The organism is Streptomyces sp. 2-1 (assembly GCF_048564895.1).
Classification (GTDB): Bacteria; Actinomycetota; Actinomycetes; order Streptomycetales; family Streptomycetaceae; genus Streptomyces; species Streptomyces phaeochromogenes.
In genome coordinates this window covers 2,651,441-2,669,412 of record NZ_CP183383.1, presented here as the reverse complement: position 1 = coordinate 2,669,412, position 17,972 = coordinate 2,651,441, and the positions used below count along the sequence as shown (strand labels likewise).

The 17,972-nt window shown below is 73.3% G+C and carries 9 protein-coding genes; 7 read left to right on the top strand and 2 right to left on the bottom strand.

The window, feature by feature from the left end; genetic code table 11:
- Positions 1 to 18 precede the first annotated feature (18 nt).
- The 7 genes from ACN20J_RS11700 (at position 19) to ACN20J_RS11670 (ending at position 12,707) form a co-directional block, all read left to right on the top strand.
- Complete coding sequence (locus tag ACN20J_RS11700; protein ID WP_189840064.1) at positions 19 to 372, top strand: hypothetical protein; 354 nt, start codon at positions 19 to 21, stop codon at positions 370 to 372.
- On the top strand, positions 369 to 755 hold the full coding sequence (locus ACN20J_RS11695) for a GPW/gp25 family protein (RefSeq protein WP_189840063.1): 387 nt from the start codon (positions 369 to 371) through the stop codon (positions 753 to 755). The genes ACN20J_RS11700 and ACN20J_RS11695 overlap by 4 nt, the downstream gene beginning before the upstream one ends.
- Complete coding sequence (locus ACN20J_RS11690; protein WP_419665848.1) at positions 752 to 3,934, top strand: putative baseplate assembly protein; 3,183 nt, start codon at positions 752 to 754, stop codon at positions 3,932 to 3,934. Before ACN20J_RS11695 ends, ACN20J_RS11690 begins: the two co-directional genes overlap by 4 nt.
- A complete protein-coding gene (locus ACN20J_RS11685) occupies positions 3,931 to 7,923 on the top strand; it encodes a putative baseplate assembly protein (protein ID WP_419665847.1) in 3,993 nt (1,330 codons plus the stop codon). The genes ACN20J_RS11690 and ACN20J_RS11685 overlap by 4 nt, the downstream gene beginning before the upstream one ends.
- An 83-nt stretch (positions 7,924 to 8,006) precedes the next feature.
- Complete coding sequence (locus ACN20J_RS11680; RefSeq protein WP_419668869.1) at positions 8,007 to 10,148, top strand: hypothetical protein; 2,142 nt, start codon at positions 8,007 to 8,009, stop codon at positions 10,146 to 10,148.
- 73 nt (positions 10,149 to 10,221) lie between these two features.
- Complete coding sequence (locus ACN20J_RS11675; protein ID WP_419665846.1) at positions 10,222 to 11,811, top strand: DUF6519 domain-containing protein; 1,590 nt, start codon at positions 10,222 to 10,224, stop codon at positions 11,809 to 11,811.
- A complete protein-coding gene (locus ACN20J_RS11670; RefSeq protein WP_189840058.1) occupies positions 11,811 to 12,707 on the top strand; it encodes a peptidoglycan-binding protein in 897 nt (298 codons plus the stop codon). Before ACN20J_RS11675 ends, ACN20J_RS11670 begins: the two co-directional genes overlap by 1 nt.
- Before the next feature lie 55 nt (positions 12,708 to 12,762).
- On the opposite strand, the gene ACN20J_RS11665 is transcribed toward ACN20J_RS11670, so the two are convergent.
- The gene (locus tag ACN20J_RS11665; RefSeq protein WP_419665845.1) at positions 12,763 to 14,169 is read right to left on the bottom strand and encodes a hypothetical protein; all 1,407 of its coding nucleotides are present in this window, start codon (positions 14,167 to 14,169) and stop codon (positions 12,763 to 12,765) included.
- A 146-nt stretch (positions 14,170 to 14,315) separates the two neighbouring features.
- Entirely contained in the window at positions 14,316 to 17,969 is a 3,654-nt protein-coding gene (locus ACN20J_RS11660) for an NACHT domain-containing protein (RefSeq protein ID WP_419665844.1), read from the bottom strand.
- Positions 17,970 to 17,972 lie beyond the last annotated feature (3 nt).

The following is a 17,972-nucleotide window of genomic DNA, read 5'->3' as shown; positions in this document are numbered from 1 at the left end:
AGACGGGGGACGAATCAAGTGTCCAGCGCAACAGGGTCATCCGGCGGTCTGCTCGGCACCGGTGCCGTGATCAGCTGCCCGCACGGCGGTCGCGCCACCACCGCCACCACATCAACCTCCGCCGTGCTCATGGACGGCATGCCCGTCGCCACGGCCGAGCACGGGTACGTCGTCACCGGCTGCCCGCACACCGTCGACGGGATGCCCGTCCCGTGCGTCTCCGTCCGCTGGACGGCCGACGGCTCCGGCGTCACGGTCGGCGGCGCGTCCGTGCTGCTCGACACCTCCGCGGCCGAGTGCTTCACCGCGGCGTTCGTGCCGCAGGGACCGCCGGTCGTCCAGGCCGAGCGCCGAAGGGTGGCCGTCCGATGAGCCCACGCACCCGCCCCCGCAGCGACATCGCGTTCCCGTTCCGGGCCGACCGCCGTGGCCGCACCGCGCACGCCCGCCACGACGAGCACGTCCGCGACCTGATCGAGCAGGTGCTGTTCACCAGCCCCGGCGAGCGCGTCATGCGCCCCGACTTCGGCTGCGGGCTCCTCGACCTGGTGTTCGCGCCCAACAGCCCCGAACTCACCAGCACCCTCGAACTCACCGTGCAGGCCTCCCTGCAGCGCTGGCTCGGCGACCTCATCGACGTGGAGGACCTCGACGTGGTCAGCGAGGACAACGCCGTCCGCGTCCATCTCTCGTACGCCGTGCGCTCCACCGGAACGCGCCGCGACGACGTCTTCGAAGGGAGGCCCTCGGCATGACGAGCACGGGTACGACCACCACCTCCCGGCGGGCGAAGGTAAGAGCAGCCCAGCTCAACGGAGTTGACGCGGTCGAGGTCGGCGACGACGGCCTCACCCTCACCGTCACCTTCCTCGGCAAGGCCCCGCACGGCCTGTGCGCCGAGAACGTACGCATCGACGGCGGCCGACGTATCACCGGCATCGAGGCTCTCGACCTGAGCGTCGAGCGCGAGGACGACCCCGAACTCGACGACCAGCTCTACGTCACCCTCGACAAGGCCGGCGACACCTCCCGCTACCGGCTCTCCCTCGTGGAGACCGACCCGTACGGACGCCCCGGGACCGAGCCGTACCGAGGCTTCGACCAGCGCTACCACAGCGCGACCTTCGCCTTCCGGCCCGACTGCCCGACGCCCTTCGACTGTGCCGAAGAGCCCAACGGGACACGGGAGTTCCCCGAGGCGCCCGTCGTCGACTACACCGCGCGCGACTACGAGACCATCCGCAAGCTGCTCCTCGACCGGCTCGCGCTCACCACGCCCGACTGGATCGAGCGGAACCCCGCCGACCTGGGCACGACACTCGTCGAACTGCTCGCGTACACCGGCGACCAGATCAGCTACCAGCAGGACGCGGTCGCCACGGAGGCGTACCTCGACACCGCGCGCCGCCGGGTCTCCGTACGCCGCCATGTCCGGCTCATCGACTACGCGATGCACGACGGCGCCAACTCCCGTGCATACGTGGCCGTCGAGACCGCCGGCGAGCACACGCTGCCGCCGGGCACGTACCGCTTCGCCTCCGTCGACGTACGCACCCTCGACCCGCACGACCGCCCGGAGCCCGGCACGGTCATCGACGACGGTGACCTCGCCGAACTCGACGAGCGCGGATCGGTGGAGGTCTTCGAACCGGTCGTGTCCGCCGACCCGTTGGAGCTGCGGGCCGCCCACAACGCGATCCGGCTGTGGACCTGGGGCGGCGAGGTGTCCTCCCTTCCGAAGGGCACGACCGCCGCGACCCTGCGCGACGAGTGGCGCGACGCCGAGACGTGCGAGGAGCGCCAACTCGATCTGAAGCCAGGTGACTTGCTCGTACTGGAGGAAGTGAAGGGACCGCGCACCGGCACCCCGGGCGACGCCGACCCCGCCCACCGGCAGGTCGTGCGCCTGACCTCCGTCACCCCGGGCGTCGACCGCATCGAGGACCAGCCGGTCCTGGAGGTCACCTGGGCCGCTGGGGACGCGCTGCGCTTCCCGTTCTGCCTCGCCACGCGCGGCGGACGTGACTGCGAGCCCGTCGAGGACGTGACGCTCGCACGCGGAAACGTCGTCCTCGTCGACCACGGCCGCTCCCTGAACTGGTGCGGCGACGGCCTCCCGGAGACGGTGACCGTGCCGCCCGTACCCGCCGTCGTCGGTTCCTGCGACCCTCCCGCCTTCGGCTGCCGGGACCGCGACGAGGGCAACGCACCCGCCCGGCTCATCAACTCCCTTACGGACAAGGCCGAATGCGGCGACCCGCTCGCCCCGGACGACGTCCGCGAGCTGTTCGACGTCGTCGGTGAGAACGCGACCGTACGCGCCGGTCTGGGCCTGGAACTCGCCGGGCAGCGGCAGGAACGGGTGGTGCCCGGCACGGCGTACGCGCAGGTCGCGGCCCTCAGGACCCTGCTCGCCCAGTCCGTGTACCCCGGTGTCGCGCCCCGCTTCCGGCCGGTCCTCGGCCGCTCGCCCGTGGCGCAGACCGTGCCGTTCCCGGACCCGCGGACCGTCGCCGGCGGCCAGGCCGAGCGGATCGCCGCCATCCCCGGACGGGTCAGGCAGCGGCTCGTCGAGCTGTGGCGCAGCGCCCGTGACCGGGACGGGCTCGGCGAGCAGGAGATCGCCGAACTCACCGTGATCTACGGCTTGAAGACCCTGGAACACCTCGAACTCCACCTCCATCCCGTCCGCGCCCTGCGTGAACTCCTCTTCCGCAGCGACCAGTTGCTCGACGCCAAGCTGCGCCGCGTCGAAGTGCTCACGGCACGGGCCCGCGCGGGCACGGTCCTCGACGGTCACATCGCCTGGGAGATCGCGCACAGTTGGGGACCGGCGTACGCGGCCGGACTGCACCCGGACGAGCTGGTGCTGCGTGGCCCCGCCTCGGCGGCGCTCCGCCATGACCCACGCCAGGCACTCCCGGCCGTACGCCTCCACGACAGCGACAGCGACGGCGGCGGCGACCGTGACCGTGACCGTGACGTGGTGTGGGAGCCCCGCCGCGACCTGCTCGACAGCACGCCCCGCGACCGGCACTTCGTCGGTGAACTGGAGGACGACGGCCGCCTCGCCCTGCGCTTCGGCGACGGCCGCCACGGCCCCCGTCCGACCCCCGGCGCCCGCCTCGAACTCCGCTACCGGCTCGGCGGCGGCACCGCCGGAAACGTCGGCGCGGAGGCCATCAACCACCTCGTCCTGTGCAATGACAGTGACGGCGGCGACCGTGAGGAACCGCCCGTGGCCGGCGTACGCAACCCACTGCCCGCCGTCGGTGGCACCGAGCCCGAACCGGTCGAGCAGGTACGCCAGTTGGCCACCCTCGACCTGCGCCGCACCCGTCTGCGCGCCGTCACCGCCGAGGACTACGCGGCCCTCGCCTCCGCCCTGCCCGGGGTGCAGCGCGCCGCCGCCGCGATCCGCTGGACCGGCAGCGTCCAGGAGGCCCACATCGCCGTGGACCCGTACGGCACCGGCGCCCCCTCGGACGGGCTGCTCGCCGAGGTGGCCCAGGCCCTGGAGGCGTACCGGCGCATCGGCCACGACCTCGTCGTCAGCCCCGCCCGGCTCGTGCCGCTCGACATCGAGCTGAAGGTGTGCGCGAAGCCCGGCCACCAGCACGGGCAGATCCTGGCCGAGCTGTACCGCGTACTCGGCAGCGGGCGCCTCCCGGGCGGGCGGCTCGGCTTCTTCCACCCGGACGCGCTGACCTTCGGCGAACCGGTCCGGCTCAGCCGGCTGGTCGCCGCCGCGGCGGCGGTGCCCGGCGTCGAGAGCGTCCACGTCACGAGGCTTCGAAGGCTGTTCCACGAGGACCGAGGAGAAAGGGAGGACGGCGTGCTGCGGCTCGGCCCGCTGGAGGTCGCCACCTGCGACAACGACCCCGACCGGCCGGAGAACGGCCGCCTTGCGATATCCCTCGGAGGTGCCCGATGAGCGACGACTGCACCTGCGGCGGCGCGTGCGGCCACGGCGCGTCCGGTGGCGGCGCGTCCGGTGGCGGCGCATGCGGCGAAGGCTTGCCCGGCGGCGGTACATGCGATTGCGGCGGCGCGTGCGGCGGCCACGACGAGCGCCTCGCCCCCGCCCCGCTCCACAACCCGCCCGGCCGCACGGCCCTCGACTACCGCGTCGGCGAGTACGGATCCTTCCTGGCAGCCCAGCTCGACCGGCTGGCCTCGCCCGCGTACCCGGCCCTGAAGGGGCTCACGGTCCGCACCCCCGACGACCCGGCGATCGGCCTGCTCGACGCCACCGCCGTCCTCGGTGACCTGCTCACCTTCCACTCCGAGCGGATCGCCGACGAGGCCTATCTGCGGACGGCCAACGAGCACCGCTCGCTCGCGCTGCTCGGCCGACTGGTCGGACACCGGCCGCGGCCCGGCGTCGCCGCCTCCACGCATCTCGCGTACAGCCTCGAACGCGACCCGCGCGCCGAGACCCTGCCCGTGGTGATCCCGCGCGGGGCGCAGAGCCACAGCGTGCCCGCGTCGGCCGACGAGGAGTCGCAGACCTTCGAGACGAGCCGCGACCTGACGGCCCGCTGGGACTGGAACGAGCTGAAGGTCCGGCGCCGCCGCCCGTCCCTCGTCACCCCGGCGGACCTGGAGCGACGCTCGGAGCTCTTCGTCGAGGGAACGGCCAACTCCCTCCAGACCGGCGACCAGTTGCTCTTCGTCTTCAACGAACAGGCGGGCACTGAACCGCAGTTGCTGCCCGTCGCGAAGGTGCGGATCGACCGGGACGACGAGATCACCGCGATCGGCCTGGCCCAGTCGGCCCCGCCCACTCTCCGGGAACTCGTCGACGAGGTACGGCGGTGGACCTCAGAGCCCGAGGCGCCGGGCGACCCCGGCGACGAACCGCCCACTCCGGAGGTCCCCAACCCACGCCCGGTCAGCCGCCTGATCGAGGACTTCGACGACCAGGTCCTCGCCCCACTGCGCACCGACCTGGACGGGATCAAGACCCCCGAGAGCCTCGCGTCCCGCCTCGCCGAGCCCGTGGCGCGCCTGGGTGAGGCCCAGGTTCTTGCGACGCCGTACGAGGATGTCGCGGCGTGGTACGAGCAGTTGGAGGCGGTGCTAGCCGAACTGGCTGAGCGGGCGCTGGAGTTGGCGCCGTCGCAGCCGGTGCCGCCGACGGGCGACGAGCAGGGCGCGGCGACGGCTTCGGGCGAGCAGGCCTCGACGGCGGCCTCGGGCGACCAGGGCCCTGCGGCAGCCATCGGCCAGGACCCGGCATCAGCCGCTGCCCCGAGCCCGACAACTCTCGGCGCCCCGAGCCCGACGGCCCCCGCCACCCCAACCCCCCTGGGCCCCCGCGAAGCCGCCCTCCAAGCCCTCGGCTCCGTCCTCCCCGCCCTCCGAGGCAAGGCCCCGGCGCCGACCACCGGCGCCGAACAGCCCCGCCGTCCCGGTGCGGACACGGCCCGGCTGCTCTCCGCCCTGAACCCCGGCCTGACCGGCCTCTACCCGGCCTGGCGGACGGCCGCCGCCCCCGGCACCCCGGGGCTCCTGCGGGAACTCCTGGCGATGCGCGTGACCACGGCCCCCTTCGGAGCCATGGCCCCGCTCAAGCCGGTCCAGGACGACCGGGGCCGGGTCATCCGCACCGCCGACTGGCCCCTCACCGGTGCCGCCCTGGTCAGCATGCGCGTCGTGTTCGACACGGCGGGCAAGGTCCCGGTGCGGGCGGAGTTCCAGTACGTCGAGGGCAGCAGCTCGGACCAGCGCGCGGAGAACCTGCCGGTCGCGGTGCCGGTCACCTTCCGCCTCGGCGCGGGCGAGGTGGACCTGTCCACCCGCGCCGGCCAGGACCGCGAACTGAGCTGGCTCAACCGGCGCCCCACCGACTCCCAGGAACCCGGCGTCACCGCGGTCCTCCGCGAGGGCCTGCCCAACCGGACGCTCTTCGTGTCCCGCCCGGACGCCGACGGCCTGGTCCACGTGGGCGTGCACAACGGCACATCCGAGCAGGTCGCCCTCCGGCCGGGCGTCCCGGAGCGGTTCACGCACGGCGAGTACGAGGTGAGCCTCACGTACACCGTGGGCAGCGCCGCGCCGAACGTGGAGGTGGTCATCGCCTCGAAGCCGGAGCCCACCAACCGCCGCGTCCTGCAGCTGGACCGGGTGCACGACGGCATCACGGTCGGCAGCTGGGTCGCGATCCAGCGGCCGAGCAAGGGAGTTGACGGCGGCGTCCCGGGCGACAAGAAGCTCGCGTTCGTCACCACGAAGGTCGTGGCCGCGCGGACGGCCGCGTACACCAACTACGGAATCACCGGACGCGGCACCGAACTCGTCCTGGCCGACCCTTGGTTGGACGAGTTCGACGTCCTGCTCTCGCACATTCGCGACACCACCGTGCACGCGGACGGCGAACCGCTGCGCCTGGCCGACGAGCCGCTGGGCGAGGACGTGCACGGCAACGAGATCGAACTCGCCGAGCTGTACGACGGGTTGAGGCCGGGCCGCACGCTGATCGTCGCGGGCGAGCGCAGCGACATCCCGGGCGTGGCAGCCGTGCAGGCCACGGAGGTCGTCACCATTGCCGCCGCCGACCCGGCCGTCGATCCCCAGCTTCCGGGCGACCACGTCCACACGAGGCTGACGCTCACCGCGGACCTTGCGTACCGCTACCGGCGCGAGAGTGTGCGGATCCTCGGCAACGTGGTCGAGGCGACCCACGGCGAGGGCCGGGACGAGCCGATCGGCAGCGGCGACTCCGACCGCACGAACCAGACGTTCGCGCTCTGGCAGTCCCCGCTGACCTGGCTCGCCGACGACAACCCCCTCGGTGCCACCCCCGTCCTGGAGTTGAGGGTCGACGGAGTGCTCTGGCACGAGGTCGACAGCCTCGCCGGGCGCGGTCCGCGCGAGCGGGTCTACATCACCGGGACCACCGCCGACGGCCGCACCACCGTGACCTTCGGCGACGGCGTCCACGGCGCCCGGCTGCCCAGCGGCCACGAGAACATCCACGCCCGCTACCGCTTCGGCACGGGCAGGGCCGCCAACGTGGCGGCCGGCCGCATCACCCAGGCACTCACCCGCCCCCTCGGTGTCACCGCGGTCACCAACCCGCGCTCCGCCACGGGCGGCGCCGACGCCGACGGCCCCGGGCTGACCAGGCGCACGGTCCCGCTGGCCGTCTCGGCCCTCGACCGCCTCGTCTCCGAGACCGACTACGAGGACTTCGCCCGCTCCCGGGCCGGCATCGGCCGGGCCGCCGCACGCGAACTCTTCGACGGACGGCGGCGCGTGCTGCACGTGACGGTCGCGGGTACGGACGACGTGCCCATCGCCGAGGACTCGGACCTGCTGCGCGCCCTGCGCGGCGCGCTCACCGAGTACGGCGACCCGAACCTCCCGGTCCGCGTCGACGTACGCGAACTCGTCGCGCTCCTCGTCGCCGCGAAGGTGAAGGTGACGCCCGACCACACCTGGCAGATCGTCGAACCCCGTCTGCGCCAAGCCCTGTTGCGCCGACTCGGCTACGAGGGAAGGGAGTTGGGGCAGCCCGCCCGCCTCTCCGACATCCTGGCCACGGCCCACCAGGTGCCCGGCGTCGACTACATGGACGTCGACGTCTTCACCGGCGTCCCCGCCTCAGCCACCGCCGAGGAGCTCACCGGGCTCCTCGCGAACCCGGGCCTGCCGAAGGCCTCGGTCCCGGCGCGCGGAGCCACGTACGACGAGAAGGTCCACACCGTGCGCGCGAAGGGCGGCGAGACGCTGTCGGCGATCTGCGCCCGCCACGGCGTCCCGCTCGCCGAACTCCTGCGCCTGAACCCCGACATCACCGACACCCGCCGCCTGGCGAAGGGCCGTTCGGTGTACGTCTTCCGCGGCATCCGCCCGGCCCAGCTCGCACTGCTGTCGCCGAAGGCCGCGGACACCCTGATTCTGACGGAGGTCAAGTGATGCCCGCGATCGCCGCGACCGGCCACGACGGCGGCAACGTCCTCGATGTCCGCGGACGTCCAGTTCGAGACGGAGGCCGTGTGATGGCCAGGGAACCGGACGGACTCGCCGAGCTGCTGCCCCAGTGGCACCGGCTGCGCGACGCCCAGGAGGGCGAACCGCTGCGCGCCCTGCTCGCCGTCATGGCCGAGCAACTCGACCTCGTACGCAATGGAGTCGAGCAGGGCTACGAGGACCTCTTCGTCGAGACGGCGGCCCCCTGGGTGCTGCCGTACCTCGGTGACCTCGTCGGCTACCGCACCCTGCCCGGCTACGAGCGTGTCCTCACCACCGGTCTGCGGGGCGGGAGTTCGGCCGCGCTCACCGAGGCCGTCGCCCCGCGCCGCGATGTCGCCGCGACCGTCGCCAACCGCCGCCGCAAGGGCACCCTCCACCTCCTCGAAGAACTCTCCGAGCGGGTGGCCGACTGGCCCGCCCGCGCCGTCGAACTCTCCCGCCACGTCTCCCACCACCAGCCCGTGAAGCTGTACGGCACCGGTGGCGCCGAGCGCGGCACACGTGGCCGCACGGCCGACCTCAGGGACAACTCCGCACTCGACCTGGCGGGCGGCCCCTTCGGCGCGGTGGCCCGCTCGGTCGACGTCCGCAGGGCCGACTCCCGCCACCGGCAAGGGGGTTGGAGCCCGGCCGGCGTCGGACTCTTCGTCTGGCGGCTGAAGGCGTACTCGCTGACGTCCTCACCGGCGTACTGCATCGACCGGGCCCGCAACCTCTACACCTTCTCGATCCTCGGCAACGACACCCCGCTGGTCACCAAGCCGGTCCCGGAGCCGTCGCCCACCCACATCGCGGCCATCGACAACGTGCCGGCCTTCATCCGCCGCCGCCAGCTTCACGACCGCCTCGCCGACTACTACGGCCCCGGCAAGAGCTTCGTGATCCGGCGTGACGGCGAGGACCGGCCCGTGCCGCCCTCCGACATCGTGGTCGCCGACCTGTCCGACTGGCGCTACCGGCCCAAGCGCGGCCAGATCGCGGTCGACCCTCAACTCGGCCGGATCGCCTTCGGCGCCCGCACCGCGCCCCGCAAGGGCGTCTGGGTCGACTACCACTACGGGTTCGGCGCCGACATGGGCGGCGGCGAGTACGTACGCGACCGCGAACCACGTCCGGACGCCACCGTGTTCCGGGTCGGCCCCGGCGAGACGTACCGGCAGATCATGGACGCCTACCGCGCCTGGCAGAACGACCGCCGGGCCGGCCGCTGCGGTCCCGAGGGCATCATCGAGATCACGCACAGCGGCGCCTACCAGGAGCAGTTGGACTTCGACCTCGACCCGGGCGACCGCCTGGAACTGCGCGCGGCCGAGGGCACCCGGCCGGTGATCCGTCTCCTCGACTGGTACAGCAACCGCCCCGACGCCCTCAACATCCGTGCCGTGTCCGAGGATTGCGCCCCCGGCGAGCGACCGCGGTTCGTGCTCGACGGGCTGCTCGTCGCGGGCCGCGGCATCAACGTCACCGGCCAGATGGGCGCGGTCGTCGTACGCCACTCGACACTCGTGCCCGGCTGGTCGCTGGAGCCGGAGTGCGATCCGCACTCGCCCGAGGAGCCGAGCATCGTCCTGGAACGCACCACCGCGTGCCTCCAGGTCGAGCACAGCATCCTCGGCACGATCGAGGTCATCGGCGACGAGGTCTCCGAGGAACCTCTCGACATCCACCTCCGCGACAGCGTCCTGGACGCAACCGCCGACGACCGCGAGGCCCTCTCGGCCCCCGATTGCCGGCACGCCCACGCCGTCCTGCACCTGCACCGGACGACCGTCATCGGCGAGATCCACACCCACGCGGTCCGCATCGCCGAGAACTCGATCTTCACCGGACGCCTCCACGTCGCCCGGCGCGGCATCGGCTGCATCCGCTTCTCGTACGTGCCCACCGGGTCCCGTACGCCACGGCGTCACCGCTGCCAGCCGGACCTGGTGGGCCCCGAACAGGCCTCCCGCGTACGGCCGTTGTTCACCTCCCAGCGCTACGGGACGCCCTGGTACGGCCTGTTGGCGGACGGCTGTGCCGAGGAGATCCGGCGCGGCGCGGAGGACGGGGCCGAACTCGGCGCCTTCCACGACCTGTACCGGCCGCAGCGCGAGGACAGCCTGCGGGCACGGCTCGCGGAGTACACGCCCGCCGGGACGGACGCCGGGATCTTCTTCGTGACCTGACCCCGCATTCGACCCCGCGCACTCGACGAGCCCAGAACCCGCACGCAATTCCTGAACCAGGGGGATCCCCTTCATGCACGCAGACCTCTCCCGCTCCACGTTCCGCCCGGAGCGGCACTACTCCGCGGTCATCGCCCAGCAGGGCCGCGTCCAGCTCGACGCCGACGCCAACGAACAGACCGCGATCCAGCTCCACCAGGCCCGCGCGCTCACCGCCGACCTGATCGGGCAGCACGGCGGCCCGCGCGACGCCGCCGGGTTCCGTATCGAGTACGTCGGCGGCAAGCACGACATCGACACCCTGCACATCCACGGCGGTCGCTACTACGTCGACGGCATCCTGTGTGACGCGAACCGCCCGGCCCCCGGTGTCCCCGTACCGGACGAGGACGACGAGGAGGAGAAGGCGCAGGACTCCGCGCAGCCGCACGCGTACTGGACCTACTGGGACCAGCCCGACGGATACCGCGACCCGGAGAAGCCCGGCGACCGGCTGCCCTCGCCCGCCCAGGCCCCCTTCGTCGTCTACCTCCAGGTGTGGGAGCGCTCGGTCACCGCGGCCGAGGACCCGGCCCTGCGCGAGGTCGCTCTCGGCGCGGCCATGCCGGACACCGCCGCCCGCGCCAAGGTCGTCTGGCAGGTCCTGCCGCTGGCCCTCGACGAGTTGGAGACCGAGGAGCCCGAGCCGTCCAAGGAGGTCGTCCGCGCGGCCTTCGCACGCTGGGCGCAGAAGCAGGCCGCACCCTCGGCCCGCCTCGCCGCCCGCGCCGAACGGCCCGACCACGCCGACGAGGACCCCTGCCTGGTCAAGCCGGACTCCCGCTACCGCGGCCCCGAGAACCAGCTGTACCGCGTGGAGGTCCACGAGGGCGGCGCGCCGGGCGAGGGGGCCAAGGGAGGCGGGCCGAAGGAGGGCGCCACCTTCAAGTGGTCCCGCGAGAACGGCTCCGTGGTCTTCCCGGTCGACGAACTCGACGGCACCTGGGTGCAGTTGGCGTCCCTCGGCCACGACGACAAGCTGGACCTGGACGTCGGCGACCGGGTGGAGTTCACCGACACCGCGTACGCCTCCCGCCTCGAACCCCTTCCGCTGCTCAGGGTCGAGGAACTGGACCTGCCCGGCCGCCGCGTACGCCTGTCCGCCGAGCCGGAGCCGGGCGTCGGACGCCTGCCGCACCTGCACCCGTTCCTGCGCCGCTGGGACCACCACGAGGGCCCGAGGCGCAAGGGCCGGTCAACCACCTTGCGCGGCGGGGCAGTTCCGGTGACCGAGGGGGAGTGGCTGCCTCTGGAGGACGGTGTCGAGGTCTACTTCGCCAAGGGCGGCACGTACCGCACCGGCGACCACTGGATCGTCCCCGCCCGTACGGCCACGGGCAGCGTGGAGTGGCCGGTGGACCAGGCGCGCCGCCCGCTGCTCCAGGGCCCGGCCGGTATCGCCCGCCACTTCGCGCCGCTCGCCCTGGTGAAGGGCGAGGGGGAGGCGCTGGATCTGAGGCTCGCCTTCGGCCCGCTCGCCAGCAGTATTCCGGCGGCGGACGAGGCGACGCTCGCGGCGGAGACCCGGGCGCGACAGGAGGAACAGGCGGCCGAGGCCGACCCCTCCGGCGGGCGGTCGCAGACCACCGCCGAGGCGGAGGCGGCCGTGGAAGGAGACAAGTAATGGCGAAGCCCCTGACCGCGTCCAAGCTGGTGGAGATCCTGCGCGCCGAGGGCCTCACGGTCCACGAGGTGCGCAACTGGCGCCGCCACAACCGCAATTCGAAGGGCCCCTGGGGTCCGATGAACGGCGTGATGATCCACCACACCGTCACGTCCGGCACCGCCGCCTCCGTCGACATCTGCTACGACGGCTACTCGGGCCTGCCCGGACCCCTGTGCCACGGAGTCATCGACAAGAAGGGCCAGGTCCACCTCGTCGGCAACGGCCGCGCCAACCACGCGGGCCTCGGCGACGGCGACGTCCTGCGCGCGGTGATCAACGAGTCGAAGCTGCCCGCCGACAACGAGGCCGACACCGACGGTAACCGCCACTTCTACGGCTTCGAGTGCATCAACCTCGGCAACGGCAAGGACCCCTGGCCCGAGGCCCAGAAGGAGGCCATCGAGAAGGTCTCCGCCGCGATCTGCCGCGCCCACGGCTGGACCGAGCGCTCCGTCATCGGCCACAAGGAGTGGCAGCCCGGCAAGCAGGACCCGCGCGGCTTCACGATGGACGGCATGCGCAAGCGCATAGCCGAACGGCTGCGCGGCAAGGGCGACAGCGGCAAGCCCGCCCCCGACCCGAAGCCCGCGCCCAAGCCCTCGTACGAGCCCTTCCCGGGCGGTGGCTTCTTCCACATCGGCCAGAAGTCCGCCGTCATCACGGCCATGGGCCGCCGCCTCGTCGCCGAGGGATGCGGTCGCTACGAGAGCGGCCCCAGCCCCGACTGGACCGAGGCCGACCGCAAGTCGTACGCGGCCTGGCAGCAGAAGCGGGGCTTCAAGGGCAAGGACGCGGACGGCATCCCGGGCAAGGTCACGTGGGACGCGCTGAAGGTGCCCAGGTCGGGCGACTGACCGGCGGCCCGCCGCCGCGCCGGGGCCGCGAACGAGCCGCGGACCCGGCCGGGGATCAGCCGCCGGTCACCTTCGGCGCCCACGCGCACGCCTCGACCGCCGCCGCCAGTACAGCCCGATCGGTGGCGGTGAGGGCGTACGGGCTCGGCGTGCCGGACGGCGCGTCCAGGTGCGGTCGGACCCGGTCGGCGTCGGCGGCGGTGAGGGTGGAGAGCGGCTTCATCAGCAGGTTGAGCGGGTGCTCCAGGTCCTGGACGATCGTCGAGTAGAAGTCCGTCGTCGAGTTCCTCGTGGAAAGCGCGAGCATGCCCTCGTACACCGCCAGCCGTCCGTACGGCGACGACGCGAACTTCCCGACGGCGCGCGGGAGCGCCAGATCGTCGTCCTTGCTGTCGGGCCCCGCCTGCACCAGGAAGGGCGGGGCCGGGGAGCGTTCGAGGGTGGCGATGTCGTAGTGGTAGTTGACGTTGCCGCCCTCCGCCACCAGGAGGTTCCACGGAGCCACCGGGTTGAGCCGGAAGAACGTACGCGGTGACGAGTGCCAGCCGTCGTGCAGTCCCCGGAGACGGCCGCCGATGACCTGCCAGCGGTACAGGCCCTTGTCGTAGCCGGCCGTGACGATGGAGTCCTCGGTGAAGGTGATCGCGTTGATCGAGCCGTGCCGCAGGGACTCCACGACAATGTCGTGCATCGGCTGCAGTCTGCTGTCGGTGACGAGGATCCGGGTGTCGTCGGCGAAGGCGATCCGGGTGCCGGTGGCGTCGACGGCGAACAGGTCGGCACGCCGGAGGCCGAACTCCCGCAGATTGAGCTGTTCCTGCTCGCCGTCCGCGAGGGCGAAGGCGACGCCGTTCAGCTTCGTGCCCATCACGAAACCCGTCGCCGTCGCCTCCACCACCGCGTCCAACAGGCCACTGCCCTGGGCCAGTACGGCCTCCCGGCCGGGCGTGTACTCGACGACCTCCGTGTCCCCGCGGTAGCCCCCGCTGTCGAACTCCCGCCGGGCCACGACCGTTTCGCTGTCGATGGCGCACAGCGACCAGTGCTGCGCGGGCCCCTCGTACAGCGTCGACCGCACCCCCGTCCGGTCGACGGTGACGACGCGCGAGGTGTGCGCGTCGCGGCCCTTGAGATCGAGCGCCACGACCGGATGCCGCACGGAGAAGCCCACCGGACTGGCGAAGCCCAGCGTGTCGGACAGCCTGTGGGTCGTACGGTCGAACAACTCCGCCCCGAGCCTGGTCGCCTCCCTGTGCGGGAGCCCGGTGAGCACGTCCGCCAGACGGGCGTCGGCGTCGGACGGCGGGTCCCACTTGCGGCGTTTCAGATGGGCCGCCGCGCCCACGGCCTGGGGCAGTGGCAGGGAGAGGATCAGCCACCACAGGGTGCGCCAGTCGCCCTTGCGCGCCATCTTGCGCGCCATTCCGATCGGATCCGGACCACCGTCGATGCGCGGGATCACCGTGTGCCGCCTCCCCGTTGGTGAGCTTCCACCCCTGATCACCGTCCAGACCCATTTTGTCGCAGGTGTCACGGCGAGAGCCAGCGTGTTGTCACGTGGGGAACGTGGAGAACCAGCACGTTGTCAGGTGGAGGACCGACAGGTTGTCAGGTGGAGAACCAGCCGCCCGGCTTGATGTCCACCCCGAGCCTGCGCAGCGTCGCGTCCTTCAGCCGCGGGTCGAAGTCGCCCAGGGCGTTGGCCGCACGGACCTGTACGGAGCGGCCAGCCTCCGGTGACTCGGCCAGCTCCCGCAGCAGCCGCAGCCCCTCCTCACGGTCCACGTCCGCCAGGGCGTGTGCGGCGACCACGCGGACCTCGCCGGCCGACTCGACGGCGTACGACCGCAGAAGAGGCAGCCCCGCCTCCCGGTTGCGGCCGGCGAGCAGCGCGGCGGCCCGGATGCGCGGACCGTCGTCCCAGCCCGGCTCCCGGGCGAGCGCGGCCAACCGGGCCTCCCCGTCGGCCGGTTCGTAGTGGGCGAGCTCAAGTGCCGCGCGCAGCCGGTGCGGGGGCTCCTGGCCGGCGGCGCGGGCGATGGTGTCCAGTGCGCGAGTCCCCTCCGCGTGGTCGTGCTGCGCGAGAAGCACCGCGGCGTCGCAGCCGTAGCGGCCGTGCAGGGCGCCGTCGGCGAAGTCGCGCAGGAGGAGCGTGCCCGCGTCGGGCAGGTAGCGGGCGAGGCGGTGCGCCGCCTCGACGCGGTAGCCGGCGTCGACCCGTTCGTCGCGGGCGATGCGCTCCAGGAGCAGCGTCGCCTCGGTCCGGGTCCGGTCGCCCTCCTCGGCCGACGAGGCGAGCGCGTCGGCCGCGTACACCCGGCTGTCCGCGAAGAACCGCCCGTCGGCGGCGAACCGCCGCAGCCAGTCGGTCCCGGCCGTCGGGTCGTGGGCGCACAGCGCGATGGCCGCGTCGACCTTGGCCACGTCGGGACAGCGCGGGTCCGCGACCAGGGCGCGCAGCCGGGACGTACCCGCGGCGGTGTCGTGGTCGGCCAGCCGGGCGGCGGCCACGGCGCAGTGGCGGGACGGCGCGTCGTCCGCGAACCGGGCGAGCAGTTCCGTGCCCGCCTCCCGGTCGATGTGGGCCAGGTACCACGCCGAGGCGATCCGCAGGTCCAGGGGGTACGAGCCGTCGTGCGCGAAGGTCCGCAGCAGGTCCGTGCCGCGCGGGTCGTGACCGGCCAGGGCCCCGGCGGCGTTGATCCGGTCCACGGGCACGGAGCGGGGATCAGTCGCCATGTCGTACAGCCGGCGCTGCTGCTGCGGCAGATGCGCGAGCGAGGAGTGGGTCCCGCGCCAGTTCCGGACGACCGGGGCCGTATCGGGCTCCTGCTCGTCGGTGCGGCGCCACAGCAGTTCGAGGATCCGGCCGCGGGTGTCCTCGTCGCACATGCCCTCCGCCAGCAGCGACGCCGCCTGCTCGACGCGTTCGGGATCGGCGGCCAGCTCGCTCGTGATCGCGCGCCGCACGTCGGGCGGATGACGGTCGAAGGCGAACAGCGCGGCGACCCGGGTGTCGGCGTCGGCGAGGGCGTCGCCCCAGGTGGCGGGATCGGTGCCGTAGCGGTCCCGGAGGTGCTCCGAGGCCAGGTACTCGGCGAACGTGCGGTGCAGGAAACGGGGATGAGCCGTATGGACGTCGACGATCACCCCGGTTGCTTCGAGCAGCGCGGTCACCGCCCGACGCCGGTACGGGTCGCCGTCGGCGGGTTCGACGGGGTCGGCCGGATCGGCCAGCAGTCCCGTGGCGGCGCCGACGATCGGTGTGCCGTGCCGCAGATACGTGTCGGCGAGGTCGCCGAGGAAGCCGCGCAGCGCGACGGTGACGGCGGCGTGCCGCGAGGCCTCCCGCGCGTGCCGCTCGCGCAGCCTGCCCAGCAACTCCTCGATCCGGTCCCGAAGATGGGGTTCGTACGGGCTCTGCCGCTGCGGGAAGCGGCCGAGGAACTCCGCCACGGCGCGGGCGTACAGGTCGACCCTGCGGCTCTGCACGCGCGGTTCGCCGCCCGGGTCGAAGTACTGGCCGACCGCGAGATGCGCGAGCAGGGGCAGCCGCACCAGGTCGAGCATGCCGTTGCCCCGTACGTACGCCAGGAACTCCGCCGCCCGCGCCGCTGCCCGCTCGTGGACCTCGGGGTCCAACAGCCGTTCGGGTCCGCCCGTCTGATGGGCCATCACGAATCGGCGCAGCTGCTCGACGGTGAACGGCTGCAGCCGGAACTCCGTGGCTCCGGCGCCGGCCAGGCCGCGCCAGGCGCTGTCGTGCAGGCTGCGCGCGGACAGCAGCAGACGGCGTTCCATGCCGGGCCCGCTCGCGCTCTCCCGGGCCGCGGCGAGCAGGACCTCCATGACCTGCCGCCAGTCCTCGGGCCCGGTCACCTCGTCGAGTGCGTCCACCATGACCAGCACCCGCGCGCCCGGCACCGGCGGCCCCGCGTCCAGCAACGCCCGCGCCCCCGGCCCCGCGGCCGACGCGATCGAGTCGTGCCCCACGAGCTCGCGCGCGGCGATCCGCAGCGGGAGCAGCGGCCCGAACGGCGCCCCGTCCGGTCCGTCGGCCCGCGTCGCGCCCCGCCACCACCGCCAGGCCGTGGCCTCCACGTACTCCAGCAGGCTGGACTTGCCGACCCCCGCCTCCCCGGTGACGACGATGTGGCGGACCGTCGGATCGGTGAGGAGCCGCTCGACGGACACCGGCTGCCCGGTGACCCGGAGAGGCCCGGCCGGGGCCTGGGCGTCCCGGTCGGCGGTGGTGTCGAGCCGCTGCTGGGTGTAGACGCGGGAGAGTTCGCCGGGCTCGGCGGCCCGGTAGGTGAGACCGCCCCGGTCCCGTACCTCGTCGGGCGCGGGAGCGGCGGCGAGCAACTCGGGCGGCAGCAGCGGACGGTGGCGCCGGCCCCAGGGCCATCGCGTGCTGCCCGGCACCTTCGGCGGGGTGCTCCGTGGACCGTCCGTGCCCTGGGGCCGAGCGCCGTCACCGGAGTCGGCCCGCCCCGGATCCCGCTCCGGCCGCTCGATCCGCCCGTACGCCCACGCGCCGGCTCCACCGGCCCACCGGATCCACTCCGCCAGCAGCGGATCGTCCGCGAACGTCCGCGCGGGCACGGCCCGCAGCTCGGCGACGGGTCCGGAACCGCCACCGGCGTCGGCGGTGACGAGTCCCACTAGCCGGTCCCCGGCGAACAGCGCGGCCCCCGACATCCCCGCCCAGCCGCTGCCGGGTGTCGGCCGCGCGAGCGCGCCGGTCGTGATGACCCAGTGCCCGGACCGCACCCCCGACAACGGGTGCACCACCCCGCCGAACTGCCGGGACTCGCGGACCCTGTCCACCACATCGTGGTCGGGGAAGCCGACGGCGGTGACCTCGACCGGGTCGGCGGAGACGAGATCGGCCCAGTACGTCGTCGCCCACCCGGCCGACGGTGTCGCCTGGTCGGCGTCCTCGGTGACCAGCAACAGCGCCACATCGCACTCTGGCCGCCACCACACCGTCACCGCGTCCCGGAACGGCCGCCCCGCCGAGGCGTCCGCCAACGCCCGTACCCGGCACGGCTCGCGGCCGTCGGCCAGCGCGTCCAGCGCCGCCGGGGACAGGGAGCGGCGAGGCGGTGGGGCACCGGGAGCGGCCTCGCCGACAGGTGCCGTGCCCTCGGCCGCGTGCCACACCGTGAGTACGAGCTGCGGCGTGACGAACCAGCCCGAACCCACCACGCCGGCCCGGGGGTTGAACACCTCCGCGACACGCTGAGCGGTCAACGGCACGTC